The sequence below is a fragment of the Nostocoides sp. genome (genome assembly GCF_037045025.1).
Classification (GTDB): domain Bacteria; phylum Actinomycetota; class Actinomycetes; order Actinomycetales; family Dermatophilaceae; genus Nostocoides_A.
In genome coordinates this window covers 460,488-475,586 of record NZ_JBAOHM010000016.1, presented here as the reverse complement: position 1 = coordinate 475,586, position 15,099 = coordinate 460,488, and the positions used below count along the sequence as shown (strand labels likewise).

At 68.5% G+C, this 15,099-nt stretch carries 16 protein-coding genes and 2 pseudogenes; 11 read left to right on the top strand and 7 right to left on the bottom strand.

Translation table 11 applies throughout. The annotated features are described in order from the left end of the window. The first annotated feature begins 38 nt into the window (after positions 1-38). Together V9G19_RS24925 and V9G19_RS24920 are read left to right on the top strand one after the other, a co-directional pair. On the top strand, positions 39-1,427 hold the full coding sequence (locus V9G19_RS24925; RefSeq protein WP_462288073.1) for an MFS transporter: 1,389 nt from the start codon (positions 39-41) through the stop codon (positions 1,425-1,427). Further along, a complete protein-coding gene (locus V9G19_RS24920; protein ID WP_462288072.1) occupies positions 1,424-2,887 on the top strand; it encodes a pyridoxal phosphate-dependent decarboxylase family protein in 1,464 nt (487 codons plus the stop codon). The genes V9G19_RS24925 and V9G19_RS24920 overlap by 4 nt, the downstream gene beginning before the upstream one ends. Before the next feature lie 19 nt (positions 2,888-2,906). Here the strand turns inward: V9G19_RS24920 and V9G19_RS24915 are convergent, their stop codons facing one another. Then, positions 2,907-3,086 (bottom strand): hypothetical protein, encoded by a 180-nt coding sequence (locus V9G19_RS24915; protein WP_462288071.1) that lies wholly within the window; start codon positions 3,084-3,086, stop codon positions 2,907-2,909. 162 nt (positions 3,087-3,248) lie between these two features. Here V9G19_RS24915 and V9G19_RS24910 point away from each other — a divergent pair, with 162 nt between their 5' ends. Both V9G19_RS24910 and V9G19_RS24905 read left to right on the top strand, forming a co-directional pair. Continuing rightward, positions 3,249-3,857 carry a DUF47 domain-containing protein gene (locus tag V9G19_RS24910; RefSeq protein WP_462288070.1) on the top strand — a complete coding sequence of 203 codons (609 nt, stop codon included), beginning with the start codon at positions 3,249-3,251 and terminating at the stop codon, positions 3,855-3,857. 6 nt (positions 3,858-3,863) lie between these two features. After that, a complete protein-coding gene (locus tag V9G19_RS24905; RefSeq protein WP_462288069.1) occupies positions 3,864-4,856 on the top strand; it encodes an anion permease in 993 nt (330 codons plus the stop codon). A gap of 253 nt (positions 4,857-5,109) precedes the next feature. On the opposite strand, the gene V9G19_RS24900 is transcribed toward V9G19_RS24905, so the two are convergent. The 6 genes from V9G19_RS24900 to V9G19_RS24875 form a co-directional block, all read right to left on the bottom strand. Beyond that, entirely contained in the window at positions 5,110-5,499 is a 390-nt protein-coding gene (locus tag V9G19_RS24900) for a type II toxin-antitoxin system VapC family toxin (RefSeq protein ID WP_462288068.1), read from the bottom strand. After that, positions 5,496-5,723: a FitA-like ribbon-helix-helix domain-containing protein gene (locus tag V9G19_RS24895; protein WP_462288067.1), complete on the bottom strand. Its 228-nt coding sequence runs from the start codon at positions 5,721-5,723 to the stop codon at positions 5,496-5,498. Before V9G19_RS24895 ends, V9G19_RS24900 begins: the two co-directional genes overlap by 4 nt. A 121-nt stretch (positions 5,724-5,844) precedes the next feature. After that, positions 5,845-6,861, bottom strand: coding sequence for a zinc-dependent alcohol dehydrogenase family protein (locus V9G19_RS24890; protein ID WP_462288066.1), 1,017 nt, complete (start codon positions 6,859-6,861; stop codon positions 5,845-5,847). Positions 6,862-6,882: 21 nt separating this feature from the next. Next, entirely contained in the window at positions 6,883-7,254 is a 372-nt protein-coding gene (locus tag V9G19_RS24885) for a DUF2255 family protein (RefSeq protein WP_462288065.1), read from the bottom strand. Further along, positions 7,251-8,120, bottom strand: coding sequence for an SDR family oxidoreductase (locus tag V9G19_RS24880; RefSeq protein ID WP_462288064.1), 870 nt, complete (start codon positions 8,118-8,120; stop codon positions 7,251-7,253). The genes V9G19_RS24885 and V9G19_RS24880 overlap by 4 nt, the downstream gene beginning before the upstream one ends. After that, positions 8,117-8,515: a (R)-mandelonitrile lyase gene (locus V9G19_RS24875; RefSeq protein ID WP_462288063.1), complete on the bottom strand. Its 399-nt coding sequence runs from the start codon at positions 8,513-8,515 to the stop codon at positions 8,117-8,119. Before V9G19_RS24875 ends, V9G19_RS24880 begins: the two co-directional genes overlap by 4 nt. A gap of 101 nt (positions 8,516-8,616) precedes the next feature. Between V9G19_RS24875 and V9G19_RS24870 the strand changes: the two are divergent. From V9G19_RS24870 to V9G19_RS24840, 7 genes and pseudogenes are all read left to right on the top strand, one after another. After that, positions 8,617-9,024: pseudogene (locus tag V9G19_RS24870) on the top strand (helix-turn-helix domain-containing protein); the annotation flags it as partial. Then, the gene (locus tag V9G19_RS24865) at positions 8,997-9,551 is read left to right on the top strand and encodes an MmyB family transcriptional regulator (protein ID WP_462288062.1); all 555 of its coding nucleotides are present in this window, start codon (positions 8,997-8,999) and stop codon (positions 9,549-9,551) included. The pseudogene V9G19_RS24870 and the gene V9G19_RS24865, both read left to right, overlap by 28 nt. Before the next feature lie 415 nt (positions 9,552-9,966). Continuing rightward, the gene (locus V9G19_RS24860; protein WP_462288061.1) at positions 9,967-11,472 is read left to right on the top strand and encodes an IS1380 family transposase; all 1,506 of its coding nucleotides are present in this window, start codon (positions 9,967-9,969) and stop codon (positions 11,470-11,472) included. Between the two features lie 362 nt (positions 11,473-11,834). Next, complete coding sequence (locus tag V9G19_RS24855; protein ID WP_462288060.1) at positions 11,835-12,131, top strand: transposase family protein; 297 nt, start codon at positions 11,835-11,837, stop codon at positions 12,129-12,131. After that, complete coding sequence (locus V9G19_RS24850; protein WP_462288114.1) at positions 12,092-12,592, top strand: HARBI1 family protein; 501 nt, start codon at positions 12,092-12,094, stop codon at positions 12,590-12,592. Before V9G19_RS24855 ends, V9G19_RS24850 begins: the two co-directional genes overlap by 40 nt. 235 nt (positions 12,593-12,827) lie before the next feature. Next, positions 12,828-13,946, top strand: a complete 1,119-nt coding sequence (locus V9G19_RS24845) for an ISAs1 family transposase (RefSeq protein ID WP_462288059.1) — start codon at positions 12,828-12,830, stop codon at positions 13,944-13,946. A gap of 188 nt (positions 13,947-14,134) precedes the next feature. After that, a pseudogene (locus V9G19_RS24840) lies at positions 14,135-15,073 on the top strand (IS256 family transposase); the annotation flags it as partial. Between the last annotated feature and the right edge of the window lie 26 nt (positions 15,074-15,099).

Sequence of the window (15,099 nt, the reverse complement as noted above, 5' to 3'; positions counted from 1 at the left end):
CGCGCAGCTTCTCGCGAAGTCTCCTCTATCCTCCGGACATGACGCGCGCTCCGTCGCCCGCAGCGGCCGCTCGGCTGCCGCGACGCGTGCGCGCCGGATATGCCCTCGGCTCGGTCGCGACCGGCGCGTTCGGGACCGTCCCCGGGCTGCTGCTGCTGCCCTATCTGACCGACCGGCTCGGGGTCGCGGCGGCTCTCGCCGGGCTGGTTGTGCTGGTGCCCAAGGCCTGGGATGTCATCCTCAACCCGATCGCGGGGCGGATCAGCGACACCAGCACCCATTCGGAGGGCAAGCGACGTCCCTTCCTGCTGCGCGCCGGCCTGCTGCTTGCCGTCCTGTTCGCGCTGCTCTTTGCCGGGCCGGGAGCGCCTAAAGCGCTCGCTGCCGCGTGGGTGGTCGTCCTTTTCCTCGGCTGCGCCACGGCCTACGCCTTCTTCCAGGTGCCTTATGTCGCGATGCCCGCCGAGCTGACGGCCGACTATGGCGAGCGGACCCGGCTGATGACCTGGCGGGTCGCCGTGCTCGCGCTCGCGATCCTGGTCAGCGGGGGCGTGTCTCCACTCATCCGGGACGCACTCGGTCCGGACTGGGGCTATCGCGGCGTCGGCGCGTTTGTCGGTGGGCTGATCGCCTTCGGCGCGTTCGGCGCCTGGCGGGGGACGGCCAGCGCGTTGTCGCACTCGGTGAGTTCGCCCACTGCCGGGCTGACGGACAGCGCAGGGCTGACCGAACAGTTGCGCCTCGTTGTCCGGGAACGGCACTTCCGGCCGCTGCTCACCGCATTTGTGGTCCAGGCGTTGGCCACCGGGTGCATGCTCGCGGGGGTGGACTATGAGGCGACCTGGGTGGTCGGGCGTGACGGGGCGGCCAGCGTGCTGTTCGCCTGTTTCGTCGCCCCGGCGGTTCTCGTCACCCCGGTGTGGCAGCTTCTCGGTGACCGGGTCGGCAAGAAGGCCGGCTACCTGGGCGCCTCGCTGATCCTGCTCGCCGGTGCGCTCGCCGGCTCCGCGCTCTCCGGAGCCGCCCTCGGCCCGCTCGCGGCCGCGGTGGCGGTTGTCGGCGTCGGCTACGCCGGGACGCAGATGTTCCCGCTCGCCATGCTCGCCGATGTCGCCGCGGTCGATGCCGCCACCACCGGCGAGAACCGGATCGGCGTCTTCACCGGTGTGTGGACCGGTGCCGAGACTCTCGGGTTGGCGCTCGGGCCTGGCCTGTATGCCGCGGTGCTCGCCGCCGGCGGCTATGTCTCCTCCGCCGGTTCGCACCTCGCCCAGAGCGGGCGGGCGCTCGACGCGATCCACCTCGGCTTCACGCTCGTCCCGGCAGTCCTCGTCGGTCTCTCGATGCTCGCCATTCACCGCTACACGCTCCAGGCCCAGGACGTGTTCCGCGCTTCGAGCGGCCATCCCCAGGAGGAATCCCAGTGACCGGCGACAGCATGCGGCATACCGACGACGGCGCGCCGCTGACTGACATCCTGAGCGGACTGGAGGCCCTGCGGGCCCACGACGTTCCCGTCCACGGGGGCCGCACGCTCGCCTATGTCTATGACGCCGGAGTCGGCGCCGCCGACGAGGCCGGCCGGGCGGCGCTGGCCGCCTTCGGCGCCACCAATGGCCTCGACCCGACGGCCTTCCCCAGCATCGGCGCGATGGAGCAGGACCTTATCGCGGTGGCGACCCGCCTGCTCCACGGCCCCGGGACGACCGTGGGCGTGGCCACCTCGGGGGGCACCGAGTCGATCCTGCTGGCCGTTCTCGCGGCGCGTGACGCTGCCGCGCCAGCGGGCCCCGCGGCCGAGCGCCCGTCGATGGTGCTTCCGGACACGGCGCACGCCGCCTTCCGCAAGGCCGGCCACTACCTCGGGGTCAGACCCGTCCTGGTGCCCGTCGACCCGGCCACTTTCCGCGCCGACCCCGTCGCCATGGCCGCCGCCATCGACGAGACGACCGTCCTGGTCGTCGCCTCGGCCCCGTCGTATGCCCATGGAGTCGTGGACCCGGTCGCCCCGATTGCCGCAGCCGCGGCGGCCGCGGGCGTGCGCTGTCACGTCGATGCGTGCATCGGCGGCTGGGTGCTGCCCTTCCTCGACGAGCCCGAGACGCCACGGTGGGACTTCGCGGTCGACGGCGTCACGAGCATCTCGGTCGATCTGCACAAATATGGCTACACCCCCAAGGGGCTCGCGCTCCTGCTGCACCGCACCCCGCAGCTGCGCCGCACCCACCTGTTCGCGACCGCAGACTGGCCGGGCTACACGATGTTGAACACGACCGTGCAGTCGACCAAGTCCGGAGGTCCGGTGGCCGCCGGCTGGGCCGTGGCCCAGGCGCTGGGGATCGACGGCTACCGTGCGCTCGCACTGCAGGCCCGAGAGGCGACCAGGGCGATCGCGGAGGGCGTTAGCGACATACCCGGTGTGCGAGTGCTCGCGGAGCCGGACACGACCTTGCTAGCGCTGGCCAGTGACCACTCGTGCGATGTCTATACGGTCGCTGACGAGATGGCCGCCCGCGGCTGGCTCGTCCAACCACAGCTGCCGTATGCCGCATCGCCCGCCTCCCTGCATCTGAGCGTGGCGGCCGCGACCGCGCCCCTTGTCACCGAGTTGCTGGCTGCACTCGGCGAGGCAGTGAGCGCCGCGCAGGCCGCCGGCCCGGTCGGCGCCGACCCGGCGCTCGCCGCCGCGCTCGCGGCGATCGATCCGGGGCGCATCGATGATGCCGCGCTGGACGGGCTGCTCGCGGCCGCCGGCCTGACCGGCGCGGAGGGACTAACCCTGCCCCAGCGGATGGCCCCGGTGAACGCGCTCCTGGACAGCGCCCCACCCCGCGTTCGGGAACAGCTCCTGCTCGGCGTGCTCGACCGGCTGACCCGACGGCGTTAACCGGTTCCGAGAACGGTCCTTAGTCCGCGTCGAGCCCGGTCTGCTCCTCGTCGTGCGTCACGCCGAGTGCGGCGTCGATCTCGTCCTGGTCGAGATGACTTCCGCCTCGCGAGCGCACGGCCGAGACCAGGCCGGCGACCAGGTCGATCTCCGCGGCGCGGGCCTCGGCGTCGGCGTCGTCATCGGGCTCACACGACATGTCGTGACGATACCGACGCGACGTGGACCTTCCGTGGGGAAGCGCTTACTTGAAAACGGGCGGATCGACCGTTGCCGCGCACCGAGTCGCTGCGCGCCGCCTAGCATTAGGGTGTCGGTCACCAGTTCGTCTAGCAGGAGCCATCTCGTGGGGCTACGGTTGATGCCGCGCGATGCGTCCTTTTATGACATGTTCACCGCTTCGGCGACGCTGCTGCTCGAGGGCTCCCGGGGCCTGACGACGCTGCTCGGAGCGGATGCGGCCGCGCGACCGGAGGCCGCGCTGGCGCTGCGGGAGTTGGAGCAGCGTCTCGATGAGGCCACCCACACGATCGTTCGCCGAGTCAACGCGAGCTTTGTGACTCCGTTCGACCGGGGCGACATCCACGCGCTCGCTGGAGCGCTCGACGATTGCATGGACCTGATGGCCTCGGCCGGCGACCTCATCGAGGTGTTTGCCCTGCACGACCTCCCCAAGGGGATCTGCAACCAGGTCGAAATCCTCGGCCGGATGGCCGAACTCACCGTTCGGGCCATGCCCGGCCTGGCCGACATGCGGGGCCTGAGCGAGTACTCGATCGAGGTCAACCGGCTCGAGAACGAGGCCGACCAGCATCACCGGCGCCTGCTCGCCCGGATTCTCGACGGTGACGGCAGCGATGTGCTGCGCGTGCTCAAGCTCAAGGCGATCATCGACGAGTTGGAGCGAGCTGCCAATGCCTTCGAGCGAGTGGCCCACATCCTCGAAAGCATCGCGCTCAAGGAATCCTGACGCGTCGTGGACTGGCCCTTCGTCCTTGTCATTGTGTTGGCTCTGGGATTCACCTACACCAACGGATTTCACGACTCCGCCAATGCCGTCGCCACGTCGGTCACCACACGCGCGCTGACGCCCGCGATCGCGTTGACGATGGCAGCGGTGGCCAACTTCTCCGGCGCCTTTTTCGGCTCGCGGGTCGCTCAAACCGTCGGCAGCGGGATTATCGCCGCGCCCGTCGGGAGCACCGGTTTGCTGCTGTGCGCGGCGGCTCTGATCGGGGCGACCAGTTGGAATCTGATCACCTGGCGGGCGGGGCTACCCTCCTCAAGCAGCCATGCGCTCATCGGTGGACTGGGGGGTGCCGCGATCGCGACGGGGGCCCAGGTCCACTGGACCGGCGTGTGGGAGAAGGTGGCCATCCCCATGATCGTCACGCCCCTCGTCGGGGCAGTCGTGGCGTATGCCGTCATGCTCGCCATCTTGTGGGGCTTCCGGCGTGCTCACCCGGTATCGGTCTCTCGGGGCTTTCGTCTGGCACAGACGGTGTCGGCGTCCGCGATGGCGTTCGGACACGGCATGCAGGATGCGGCGAAGGTGTCCGGCGTGATCGTGCTCGCGCTGACCGTCAGCGGGCATCGCGATCCGGGCGATTCGTCGATCCCCTGGTGGGTCATCGGCGCCTGCGCCGTGGCCCTCAGCGCCGGCACCTATGTCGGGGGCTGGCGGATCATGCGCACCCTCGGCCGCCGGATCATCGACCTGGAACCCCCGACCGGCTTCGCCGCCGAAGCCAGCGCCGCGGTGATCCTGTATGCCGCGACCGCCCTTCGTGCCCCGGTCTCGACAACCCATGCGATCGCCGCGGCAATCATCGGCGCCGGAGGTGCGCGCAACCCCCGCGGCATCCGCTGGGCCGTGACCCGAGTCATCGCGATCACCTGGGCGCTGACCTTCCCCGCGGCCGCACTCATCGCGATTCTCGCCTCGGGGCTGCTGCGCCTGTGGACGTGAACCCGCCGTCCTCACTCGGAGAGCCGGGTCGAGAGAAGCGTGTCGGTACGTTTTGTGGCCGGAACCGTGCCGACCGGGTCCTCTCGACCCGGCGAGCCTGGTCAGCGACGGGTCACTGAGCCGAGTGGCTGTCGAGATGCAGCAAGGACTGCACGATCTCGTGCGGCGTACTGTGCAGAAATCGGCCCGTTCGACGAGGTCGTGCAAGGTCGACCTTGCGTAATCGTCAGTGGCCACGTCCTGATGCGCCAAGTCAGCGCGTTCTTGGATGGACGATGACGGTGGCCGCATGCCCGGCTGCCAGCTTCGCATCGCAGGTGTGAAGGGGCGCATCCAGCGCCTCAGCCAGCGCCAGATATACCGCGTCGTAAGCGGTGAACTGATGGCGCAACTCCCAGACTCGTTCGGCGAGTGGTTCGATCCCGTGGCGGATGATGCCGAAGGAAAAGTGATCGATCCGTGCCACCTCGGCTCGTGCCGGAGGGAGCTTTCGACCCAGGACAAGCCCTCTGACCACCGAGAGGACCTCGACATCGAGGAGGTGGGGAGCATGCACCTCACCCGTGAGGACGTCCAACAGCTGCGCGTCGACATCGCGTCCCACCAACGCTTCCACCATGGCCGACGCATCAACAACGATCACCGGCGACCGGCCCTCAACTCCCTCACGATGTCAGCAGTCGATGGGCCCCCAGACCTGTCGGAAACTCGAAGCCTGGCCACGATCTCCTGATTCGAAGGTCGGGCCGCCAGCCTGGCAAGTTCGCCGGCCACATACGCCGAAAAGGACTTGCCCTCATCAGCCGCGCGCCGCTTCAGCACTGCAGTCACTTCGTCGGGGACGTCTCGGACATAGATCGTGGCCATGGCCAAATGCTAGCACTCTGCTAGCATCTCGCCGGCTCGCGCACCCGTCAACTACGGGTTGGTCAACGGCATACGAGAGTTCGCGTCTCAGCCATGCACGATGCCGACGGCCGCGGCGAGGTCAGGGGAGCAGGAGCGACTTGATCGCCCGGCGGTCGTCCATCGCGGCATACGCCTCGGCAGCCTGTTCGAGCGGCAGGGTGAGGTCGAAGACCTTCCCGGGGTCGATCGCCCCGGTGAGGGCGAGGTCGAGCAGGTGCGGGAGGTAGGCGCGGACCGGGGCGACCCCGCCGCGCAGGCCGACGTTGCGCCAGAACATGTGCTCTTGGGGCAGGTCCGTGACGTGCGGGACGCCGACCCAACCAACCATGCCACCGGGACGGGCGCAGCGAAGTGCCTGGACGACGGACTCCTGGGTGCCGACGCACTCGAGGACTGAGGCGGCGCCGAGGCCGTCGGTGAGCTCCTTGACCGCTTCGACCCCCTCGTCGCCACGGGCGCCCACGATGTCCGTGGCGCCGAGCTGACGCGCCAGGGCCTGCCGATCGGCGTGCCGGCTCATGGCGATGATCCGCTCGGCGCCCATCTGCTGGGCGGCGATGACGCCGCTCAGCCCGACCGCCCCGTCGCCCACCACGACGACCGTCGCTCCCTCGCGCACCCCCGCCGAGACGGCCGCATGCCAGCCCGTTGCCATGACGTCGGAGAGAGCGAGCAGTCCCGGCACCATGTGCGCATCCGGGTGCTCTGGCGTGGCGAGGAGGGTTCCGTCGGCGTTCGGGATCCGGATCGCCTCGGCCTGACAGCCGTCGTAGCCGCCGCCGTGGAGGCAGTGTGACTGCATGCCCACACGGCATACGGCGCACGTGTTGTCGCTGTGCAGGAAGCCGCCGACGACGAACTGGCCCGGCCGCACGGTCGTGACGTCCGCGCCGACCTCCTCGACGACACCGACGTACTCGTGGCCGATCTTCACCGGCGTCGGCACAGGCGCGATCCCGCGGTAACGCCAGAGGTCCGAGCCGCAGACGCAGGCGGCGACGGTGCGGACGATCGCGTCGGTCGGTTCGACGATCGTCGGGTCGGGCCGATCCTCGACGCGGATGTCGTGGGCTCCATGGATGACGGTGGCGCGCATAGCATTCTTCTCTATCGGGATTTAGGCGGGCAGGACCTCGAGCGTCGCTGCTCGCGGGCCTGGGGTGAGGAGGTGGCCGACGATCGACGCATACCTCCCGTACTTCTGGCGGTATGCCGTGTCGACGCTCGCGAGATCACTCTCCTTCGCTTCGACGAAGACGACCTCGTGTGCCGCGTGGCCGGTTTCGAGACGGCCGCGTCCGATGGCAATCGCCCACCGGAACCAGTCGGCCCCTCTCCCGTTCGTCGAGCGGATGAAGACACGGTCGCCGACGGCGACGTCCCAAATGATGCGGGGCGTGCGGCGGCTTCCATCGCGACGGACGGTGGCGAGGCGGACCTCGTCGGGAGCCGTCAGGGCTTGGGCAATCTCGGTGTCCCAGGTGCTCATGAATGCTCCTGTTCAGATGCGCTGTCGCGGACCTCGGAGAGCCTTCCGTACCAATAGGCAGCGGTGACGCCGCCGTCCACCAGGAAGTCACTCCCGGTGGCGAAGCCACCCTCGGGCCCCATCAGGAGGGCCGCCAGCGCTCCGATCTCGTCAGGTGTGCCAGCGCGACCCACCGGCGAGCCTTCGATCATGACGCGGTAGCCAACGCCTCGTGGTCCGCTCAGTTCGTCGTTGGCCAGGGGGGTCATGACGATCCCCGGGCTGATCGTGTTGAGCCGGGCTCCGCGCTGGCCCCACCGGACGGCCTGCGCCATCACTCGGAGGGCATTGGCTCGCTTGGCGAGCTGATAGGCATGGAGCGAGTCGGTGACAACTGCGGACTGGAGAAAGGGAAGGTCCAGCAGCTCCTCCACGGGGGTCAGCGCGAGTGCCTCGTTCTGGTCCCCCGGCAGCGGTGGAAGCCGGTGGCCGGACTGCGAGGCGATGACCACTCCCGACCCGCCGCGTGCGATGACCGCGCCGAACTCCTCCAGGACGAGGGCGGTTCCGTAGAGGTCGACTCGGAGCACGGCCTCAGGCGACGCTTGCGAGGGCGAGACGCCTGCGGCGTGAATGACGCCGGTGACGTCACCGAGCTCGGTGGCGAGGGCGACCACCCGGCGGACGGCGTCGCGGTCGGCGACGTCCACCGTCTCGGCACGCGTTCGATAACCCACGTCCGCCAAGGTTCTCGCCGCTGCCTCGGCGTTCGCCGGGTTGCTGTCGGCGAGAATGACGGTCTTGCCGGTGCCGACCCGTCGGGCGATCGCCTGACCGATTTGTCCCGGGCCGAGGACGACGACGACTTCGGGCGGGTGGATCGTCACGATTGGTACTCCTCATCCGTCACGTGCTTGAGCCAAGTGGTGCTCGCTGAGACGTCGTCGAGGCAGTCGGACATCGCGAGGTGCTCCATGAACGAGTCCGGCGCGGCACCGTGCCAGTGCTCTTCGCCGGGCGGGCAGTACAGAGTGTCACCGGCGGTTGCCACAATCTTGTCGCCCGCGCGGCCCTGGACCCAGGCGACGCCATGGGTGATGTGCAGGGTCTGGCCGAGAGCGTGGCTGTGCCAGGCGGTCCGGGCCCCGGGGGCGAAGCGCACCATCGCGGCGAACAGTCGCTGACCGGGCTCACGGGGTGCGGCGATCATGTCGAGCCAGACGTCGCCGGTGAACCGCTCGGGTGGGTTCTTAGTGGTGGGCTGTCGAGGTTGCCGTTCCATGGCGTTCAGTCAACCTCGCACGCGAGGACCTGGGAAGGGACAGCTTTTCCGGGTACTCGCAGTACCTCCCTCGCGGCCCGATCGATGCCTACGGTGGTGGGATGACCGGACTAGACCTGCGTGCGGAGATCCGCGACTTCCTGCGGACCCAGCGCGCCCGCATCGCGCCCCACGAGGCCGGACTGCCGGCATACGGAGGAAATCGGCGCGTGGCCGGCCTGCGACGTGAGGAAGTGGCGCTGCTCGCCGGGGTATCCGTCGACTACTACGTCCGGATGGAACGAGGCAACCTGGCCGGCGCCTCCCCGAGCGTCCTGGACGGTCTGGCCTCGGCGCTGCAGCTCGACGAGGCCGAGCGAGATCACCTGCTGGCCCTCGCCCGACGGTCCGGCCCCGGCCGCGCCCGTGGGAGCAAGCCGACCGCGACGACGGTCCGGCCCGCCCTCCAGCAGGTCCTCGACGCGATCACTGACGCTCCCGCGTGGATTCGCAACGGCCGACACGATGTCCTCGCGATGAACCAGCTCGCCAGGGCGCTCTACTCCCCCGTCCTGGCCGATCCTCGTCGACCACTCGTCGACCTGCGAACACAACCCGCTTCGTCTATCTCGATCCAGCGGCCCGGGAGTTCTTCGTCGACTACGACATCATCGCCCGCGATGCCGCAGCCATGCTCCGTCTCGAAGCCACCCGCGATCCCGATGACCGCGCGCTCCTCGAGCTCGTCGGGGAGCTCTCGACCCGCAGCGAGCTGTTCCGACAGCGATGGGCGTCGCAGGACGTGCGCTTCCACCGCAGCGGACGAAAGCGGTTGCGGCACCCCGTCGTCGGGCTGCTCGACCTCGACTTCGAGGCCCTCCAGTTGCCGAACGAATCCGGGCTCCAGATCAACGTCTACACGGCGGCTACCGGGACGCCGACAGCGGACACCCTGCGGCTGCTCGCCTCCTGGGCGGCGAGCCAGGAGCGCCTCGCAGTGGCCACGACGGTGTCCCCGCAAGTCCGGCTCATCCCTCCGGCGGCTACCTCTGCGTAGCAGTCCGACCGGGCGCGGCGGAAGTGACCCTCAACCCCACGCTTCGCCCGTCAGTCCTGCCCACGGCGCAGATCCATAACACAGGGGAACCAACACGCCCGAGATGCATAACGTCGCATTCATAATGTATTGAAGCGCCGTTACTCCAATCTTGGCTGCATCTCGACACACGCCCGAGGTGCATAACTTCGGCTAATTCTTAGAATCAACTGCCGTTCTTACAAGATTGAGTGCATCTCGACAGCTGCATCTCGACAATGGTTGTCGAGATCCGCCGAAGACTGCACGCCTCTGACCCGGATCCGCGAGTAATGGTCGGGGGGTGCGGCGTGTGACGTGACGAAGGTGCTTGTCCTACTGGGAGAATCGGGGTTACGAAGCCTTCGATTGGCCAGCGAGGAGAAGCACCTTGTCGATGAAGAGAGTACGTGGTCGTGGCCGGGTGCGGAAGCGGGTGCGGATCGGCGCGCCGGATCCGTCGTTGACCGGGATCTCGGGGGTGGCAGCGCTCGCGGAGTTCATCGAGAAGCTGGATCTGGTCGGGCGCCTGGACCGGGGGATCGGTGCGATCAAGGAGCGGGAGCGGGGCGCGACGGGCGGGCAGGTGCTGGTGTCGCTGGCGCAGTGCCAGTTGCTCGGCGGGGATGTGCTGGCCGCGTTGGACCGGCAGCGCCAGGATGTGGCCGGGTCCGTGTTGTCGGCGGTGCCGGTGTTGGCCTCGACCACGGCGGCGGGGTTGGCCCGCCGGTTCGGGCCGGCGCAGCTGGCCGGCCTGGAGGGTGCGGTCGCGGACCTGACCGGTCATGCGGTCGGGTTGTTGCCGGCGTCCCGCCGGGCGGTGTTGGCCGCGGCGGTGACGGTGGACTTGGATTCCACCGATGTGGAGGTGTACGGGCCGACGAAGCAGGGCGTGGCCTACAACTATCACGGTCAGCGCGCGGGCCGTCCGCATCTGGGGACCTGGGCCGAGGCCGGGCTGACCCTGGCCGCGGAGTTGCTCGCGGGGAATGAGGATGTGAGGCCCCGGGCCGCTGACCTGCTGCGCCGGGTCCTGGCCGGGATCCCCGAGGACATCCGCTCGGCCGCGGCCGACTGGGATCGGTTGCGGGTGCGCGCGGATGCCGGCTACTTCACCGCCGACCTGGCCCACGCCGCGGTGGCGGCCGGGTGTGACTTCGCCATCGCCGCGAAACGGAACACCGCGATGTGGCGCGCCTACGCCGCCATCCCCGAGGACGCCTGGGGTGCGGCGGAGGGGATGCCCGGCGCGCAGGTCGCCGCGGTCGACTACGCCCCGCAGGGGTGGCCGCCGCACACGTACACCATCGTGCGCCGGGTCCGCATCGAGGCCGAGGACATCTCCGACGACCCCCGCTCACGGCGTCGACGCACCATCGAGAAGAACCAACTCACCCTCGCCTTGGAGGGCGCGGCCACCCACGCCCACGCGGTCTCCTTCATCGTCACCAATATCCCCGCCAACGACCACCCGGCCAACCCCACCGAGCCGGCCGAGCCGGCCGAGCCGGCGGAGCCGGCGGAGCCGGGTGAGGCGGCCGCACCGGTTGCCTCGATCACGCAGGTCGAGTCCTGGTTCCGCCGCCGCACCGACATTGAGGACCGGATCCGGGAAGCCAAACTCGGGGCCGCGCTGCGGCACCTGCCGTCGGGCGACCACGCCATCAACACGGTGTGGATGTGGGCTGCCCTGCTCGCCGGGAACATCTCCGTTCTGCTGCAAGCCCTGACCGGGATCGACCAGCGTCACCGCGCCCACGGCGCCCGCCTACGCCACGAACTGCTCTGCGTCCCAGCCCGCATAGTCCACCACGGCCGCCAGCTGATCCTGCGGCTGCCGCCCGACCGCCAGCTCCTGCCCACCGTCCTGGCCCGGATCCGGGCCTTACCCACCGCGGCCTAACCCGCGAATCCCCCGTCCCGACGACCCAGGACCCCGAAGACCCGCCCACCCGAGCGCCACCGGGCCATCCGCGCTGCCCGCACCCAAAAACACACTGCCACAACACAAAATCTATCCGCCGTTCACTGGCCGCCCAACCCACACGCAAGCTACTCGCGGATCCGGGTCTGAGCGCGACACCTTGCACAAATCGCTCCCGATTCGGCGGCCGTGCAATCTACAGCGTTACAAAGAGGCTTATTCACGGTGGGGGAATGTAATACAATCGCGACATTCTGACCGGAGCGCCTAACAAAGCCACAGCCCGCTCCAAGAGAAGATTGGGTTAGCACACTCAAACACTCCAGAACGGGCCGTCGCGAATGTATTCTACCACCGGTTTCACCAGGGGCCAGATCGACCGTCTCGTCATCATGATCCGCGACCTGCAGAACGCGGGATATTCGCTGGCCTACCCGCCGTCGCTGGGACTGCGGAAGTCGATCATCATCACCATGACCTATCTGCGCCGAAACCACACCCAAGCAGACCTGGCCGACCGGTACGCCACCTCCCAGCCCACGATCTCGCGGACGATCGCCGCGATGACCCCGCCCTCGCCGACGCCACCGCCGACTGGATCCCCGCCGCCGACGACCTCGACCCCGACGTCCCCCTGATCATCGACGGAACCCTGCTCCCGTGCTGGTCCTGGGCCGATGCCCCCGACCTCTACTCCGGCAAACACCACACCACCGGTGTCAACGTCCAGGTCGCCGCCACCCTCTCCGGCCGCCTGCTGTGGGTCTCCGATCCCCTTCCCGGGTCCACCCACGACCTGACCGCCCTGCGCACCCACGGAGTCCTCGACACCGAGGAACTCCTCACCATCGTCGCCGACAAAGGCTACATCGGCGCCGGCCTGATCACCCCCATCAAAAGGCCACCCAAGGGAGAACTCACCGACGACCGGAAACAATTCAACAAAGAACTCAACGCGATCCGCGCCACCATCGAACGAACCATCGCCCACCTGAAAACCTGGCGGATCCTCCACACCGACTACCGGCGGCCCTACCACACATTCGCTCAAACCATCACCGCCGTCCTCGGGCTACAATTCCTGAAACTAGCCTCGTGAATAAGCCTCAAACCAAGGTCGCTTCTGATTCCGCGTTATGCGGACCTCCCCGAGTTTCCCGCACCGCCGAGCACCAGGGCTCCGGAAAGGTCGGTCGATGGGCCTGTGACCTGGGAAAACCGTGGCCGGGTGACGGCGTGGCACGTGTGACGGATGGGGCTCGTGGGGCTTGGATTGGAGTTACTACACAGCCACTCCAGCCCGAGAGCCCCACCCGTCGATGCCATCGTCCCCAATGGTCGACGCGAACGCCGATGTACGCGCCGATCTGCTCACTGTCCTTGCCCGCGTCCCTGATCCTCGCGACCCGCGAGGTGTTCGCTTCCCACTCGTCGGAATGCTCGCGGTCGCGGTGTCCGCGGTCCTGGCGGGCGCGAACTCGTTCGCCGCGATCGGTGAGTTCGCCGCCGACCTCGACACCGTGCAACTCGGTCGGCTCGGGCTCGGCAAGGCACCGGTGGAGTCCACGCTACGCAAGCTCTTCGCCCGTCTCGACGCCGCCGCACTCGACGTCGCGTTGGCGGTCTACGCCTGGTGCCAAGTGCGTCAGATCGGCGGCAGGAGAGTGATCGCGATCGACGGCAAGACCCTCCGCGGCGCCCGCACCGCTGAGAGGACCGCGCCGCACTTGATCGCCGCGCTCGACCACGCCACCGGCGTCGTCCTGGGCCAGAATCAGGTCGAGGCGAAGTCCAATGAGATCCCCGCCGTGCGCGACCTGCTGACCGGCTTCGATCCCTGTGACCTGCGCGGATGCGTGATCACCGTGGATGCGATGCACACCCAAGACGACACCGCCGCGACCATCCTCGACGCGGGCGCGGACTACGTGTTCACTGTCAAAGCCAACCGCCCCACGCTCCTGAGCGCGTTGAAGAAGCTGCCCTGGAACAAGGTCCCCGTCGGCTCGCGGACGACCCAACTCGGTCACGGCCGTCGTGCGACCCGGACCATCAAGGTCATCGACCTACCGATGCTGCCGGACTGGCCCGAGTTCGTCGGTGTCGCCCAGGTCGCGCAACTACGCAGGACCGTCACCAAGAACGGGAAGAAGTCCGTGGAGGTGGTCTACCTCATCACCTCCGCCAGCCATCACGACGCACAACCGGCCACCCTGGCCGCGTGGGTGCAGGGCCATTGGGGAATCGAGAACCGCGTCCATTGGGTGCGTGATGCCACCTTCGACGAGGACCGCTCCCAGGTCCGCACCGGCGTCTTGCCCCGCATCATGGCCAGCCTTCGGAACACCGCGATCAGCATCCTGAGGCTGACCGGCCGCTCCAACATCGCAGCCGCGACCAGGCATCACTCACGCAACCCAGAACGAGCCATCACATGCGCGCTGACCTGGTGAGATACGACCTTTCCGGGACCCTGCGCCGAGCACCCAGCGCTGCTTGTCGTTCACGGGTCGGCTCGCAGTTCAGTCCGTAGCGTTGGTGTACGAGGCCGGTGGTTGGTTGTGTCCTTCCCGGGAGACACGACGGCCACCGGGCATCCTTCGAGTGAACCCTTCACAGCACTCTCGAAAGGATGGTCCCGATGACCGTCGCACCACCCAGTATCGACCCTGCCCGTTTCTTGGACGAACAGCTCGCGCAGGCGAGCCCGGACTTGATGCGGGAGATGTTGTCCTCGTTCATTCACTCGATCTTGTCCGCGCAGGCCGACGCGGTGTGCGGTGCGGAGTACCGCTCCCGGGTCCCGGAACGGTCGAATCGTCGTAACGGCTACCGCCACCGCGATCTCGACACCCGGGTCGGCACCATCGATGTGGCGATTCCGAAGTTGCGGGAAGGCACCTTCTTCCCGGACTGGTTGTTGACCCGGCATTCGCGGGCGGAGAAGGCGCTGACCAGCGTGGTCGCGACCTGCTACCTGCTGGGGGTCTCGACCCGGCGGATGGACCGGCTGGTCCAAGCGTTGGGCATCACCGGCCTGAGCAAGTCCACGGTCAGTGAGATGGCCAAAGACCTCGACGGGGAGGTCGAAGCCTTCCGGACCCGCCCACTGGACGCTGGCCCGTACACCTTCGTCGCCGCGGACGCGTTGACGATCAAGGTCCGCGAGGGCGGGCGGGTGGTCAAGATCGCGACCATGCTCGCCACCGGCGTCAACGCCGAGGGCTACCGGGAGATCCTTGGTGTCCAGGCCTCCACGACCGAGACCGGTGGCGGCTGGCTCGCGTTCTTCCGGGACCTGGTCGCCCGCGGCCTGACCAGCGCTGGCCCGGTCGGGCTGGTCACCTCCGACGCCCACGCCGGGCTGGTCGAGGCCATCGGCGCGACGCTGCCCGGCACGGCCTGGCAACGTTGTCGTACTCACTACGCGGCGAACTTGATGGCGGTGACTCCGAAGAACAGTTGGCCGTGGGTGAAAGCGTTGCTGCACAGCGTGTATGACCAGCCCGACGCCGCGAGCGTGCACGCCCAGTTCGACCGGATCGTCGATACGCTGACCGAGAAACTGCCCGCGGTCGCCGCGCAGGGCTCCGGAAAGGTCGGTCG

Bases quoted from the DNA above. Each gene is read 5' to 3' on its own strand.
- V9G19_RS24915 (WP_462288071.1), bottom strand. From the start codon at position 3,086: ATGTCGTGTGAGCCCGATGACGACGCCGACGCCGAGGCCCGCGCCGCG.
- V9G19_RS24895 (WP_462288067.1), bottom strand. From the start codon at position 5,723: ATGGCCACGATCTATGTCCGAGACGTCCCCGACGAAGTGACTGCAGTG.
- V9G19_RS24845 (WP_462288059.1), top strand. From the start codon at position 12,828: ATGGTCGACGCGAACGCCGATGTACGCGCCGATCTGCTCACTGTCCTT.
- V9G19_RS24910 (WP_462288070.1), top strand. From the start codon at position 3,249: ATGCCGCGCGATGCGTCCTTTTATGACATGTTCACCGCTTCGGCGACG.
- V9G19_RS24925 (WP_462288073.1), top strand. From the start codon at position 39: ATGACGCGCGCTCCGTCGCCCGCAGCGGCCGCTCGGCTGCCGCGACGC.
- V9G19_RS24855 (WP_462288060.1), top strand. From the start codon at position 11,835: ATGTATTCTACCACCGGTTTCACCAGGGGCCAGATCGACCGTCTCGTC.
- V9G19_RS24885 (WP_462288065.1), bottom strand. From the start codon at position 7,254: ATGAGCACCTGGGACACCGAGATTGCCCAAGCCCTGACGGCTCCCGAC.
- V9G19_RS24860 (WP_462288061.1), top strand. From the start codon at position 9,967: ATGAAGAGAGTACGTGGTCGTGGCCGGGTGCGGAAGCGGGTGCGGATC.
- V9G19_RS24875 (WP_462288063.1), bottom strand. From the start codon at position 8,515: ATGGAACGGCAACCTCGACAGCCCACCACTAAGAACCCACCCGAGCGG.
- V9G19_RS24890 (WP_462288066.1), bottom strand. From the start codon at position 6,861: ATGCGCGCCACCGTCATCCATGGAGCCCACGACATCCGCGTCGAGGAT.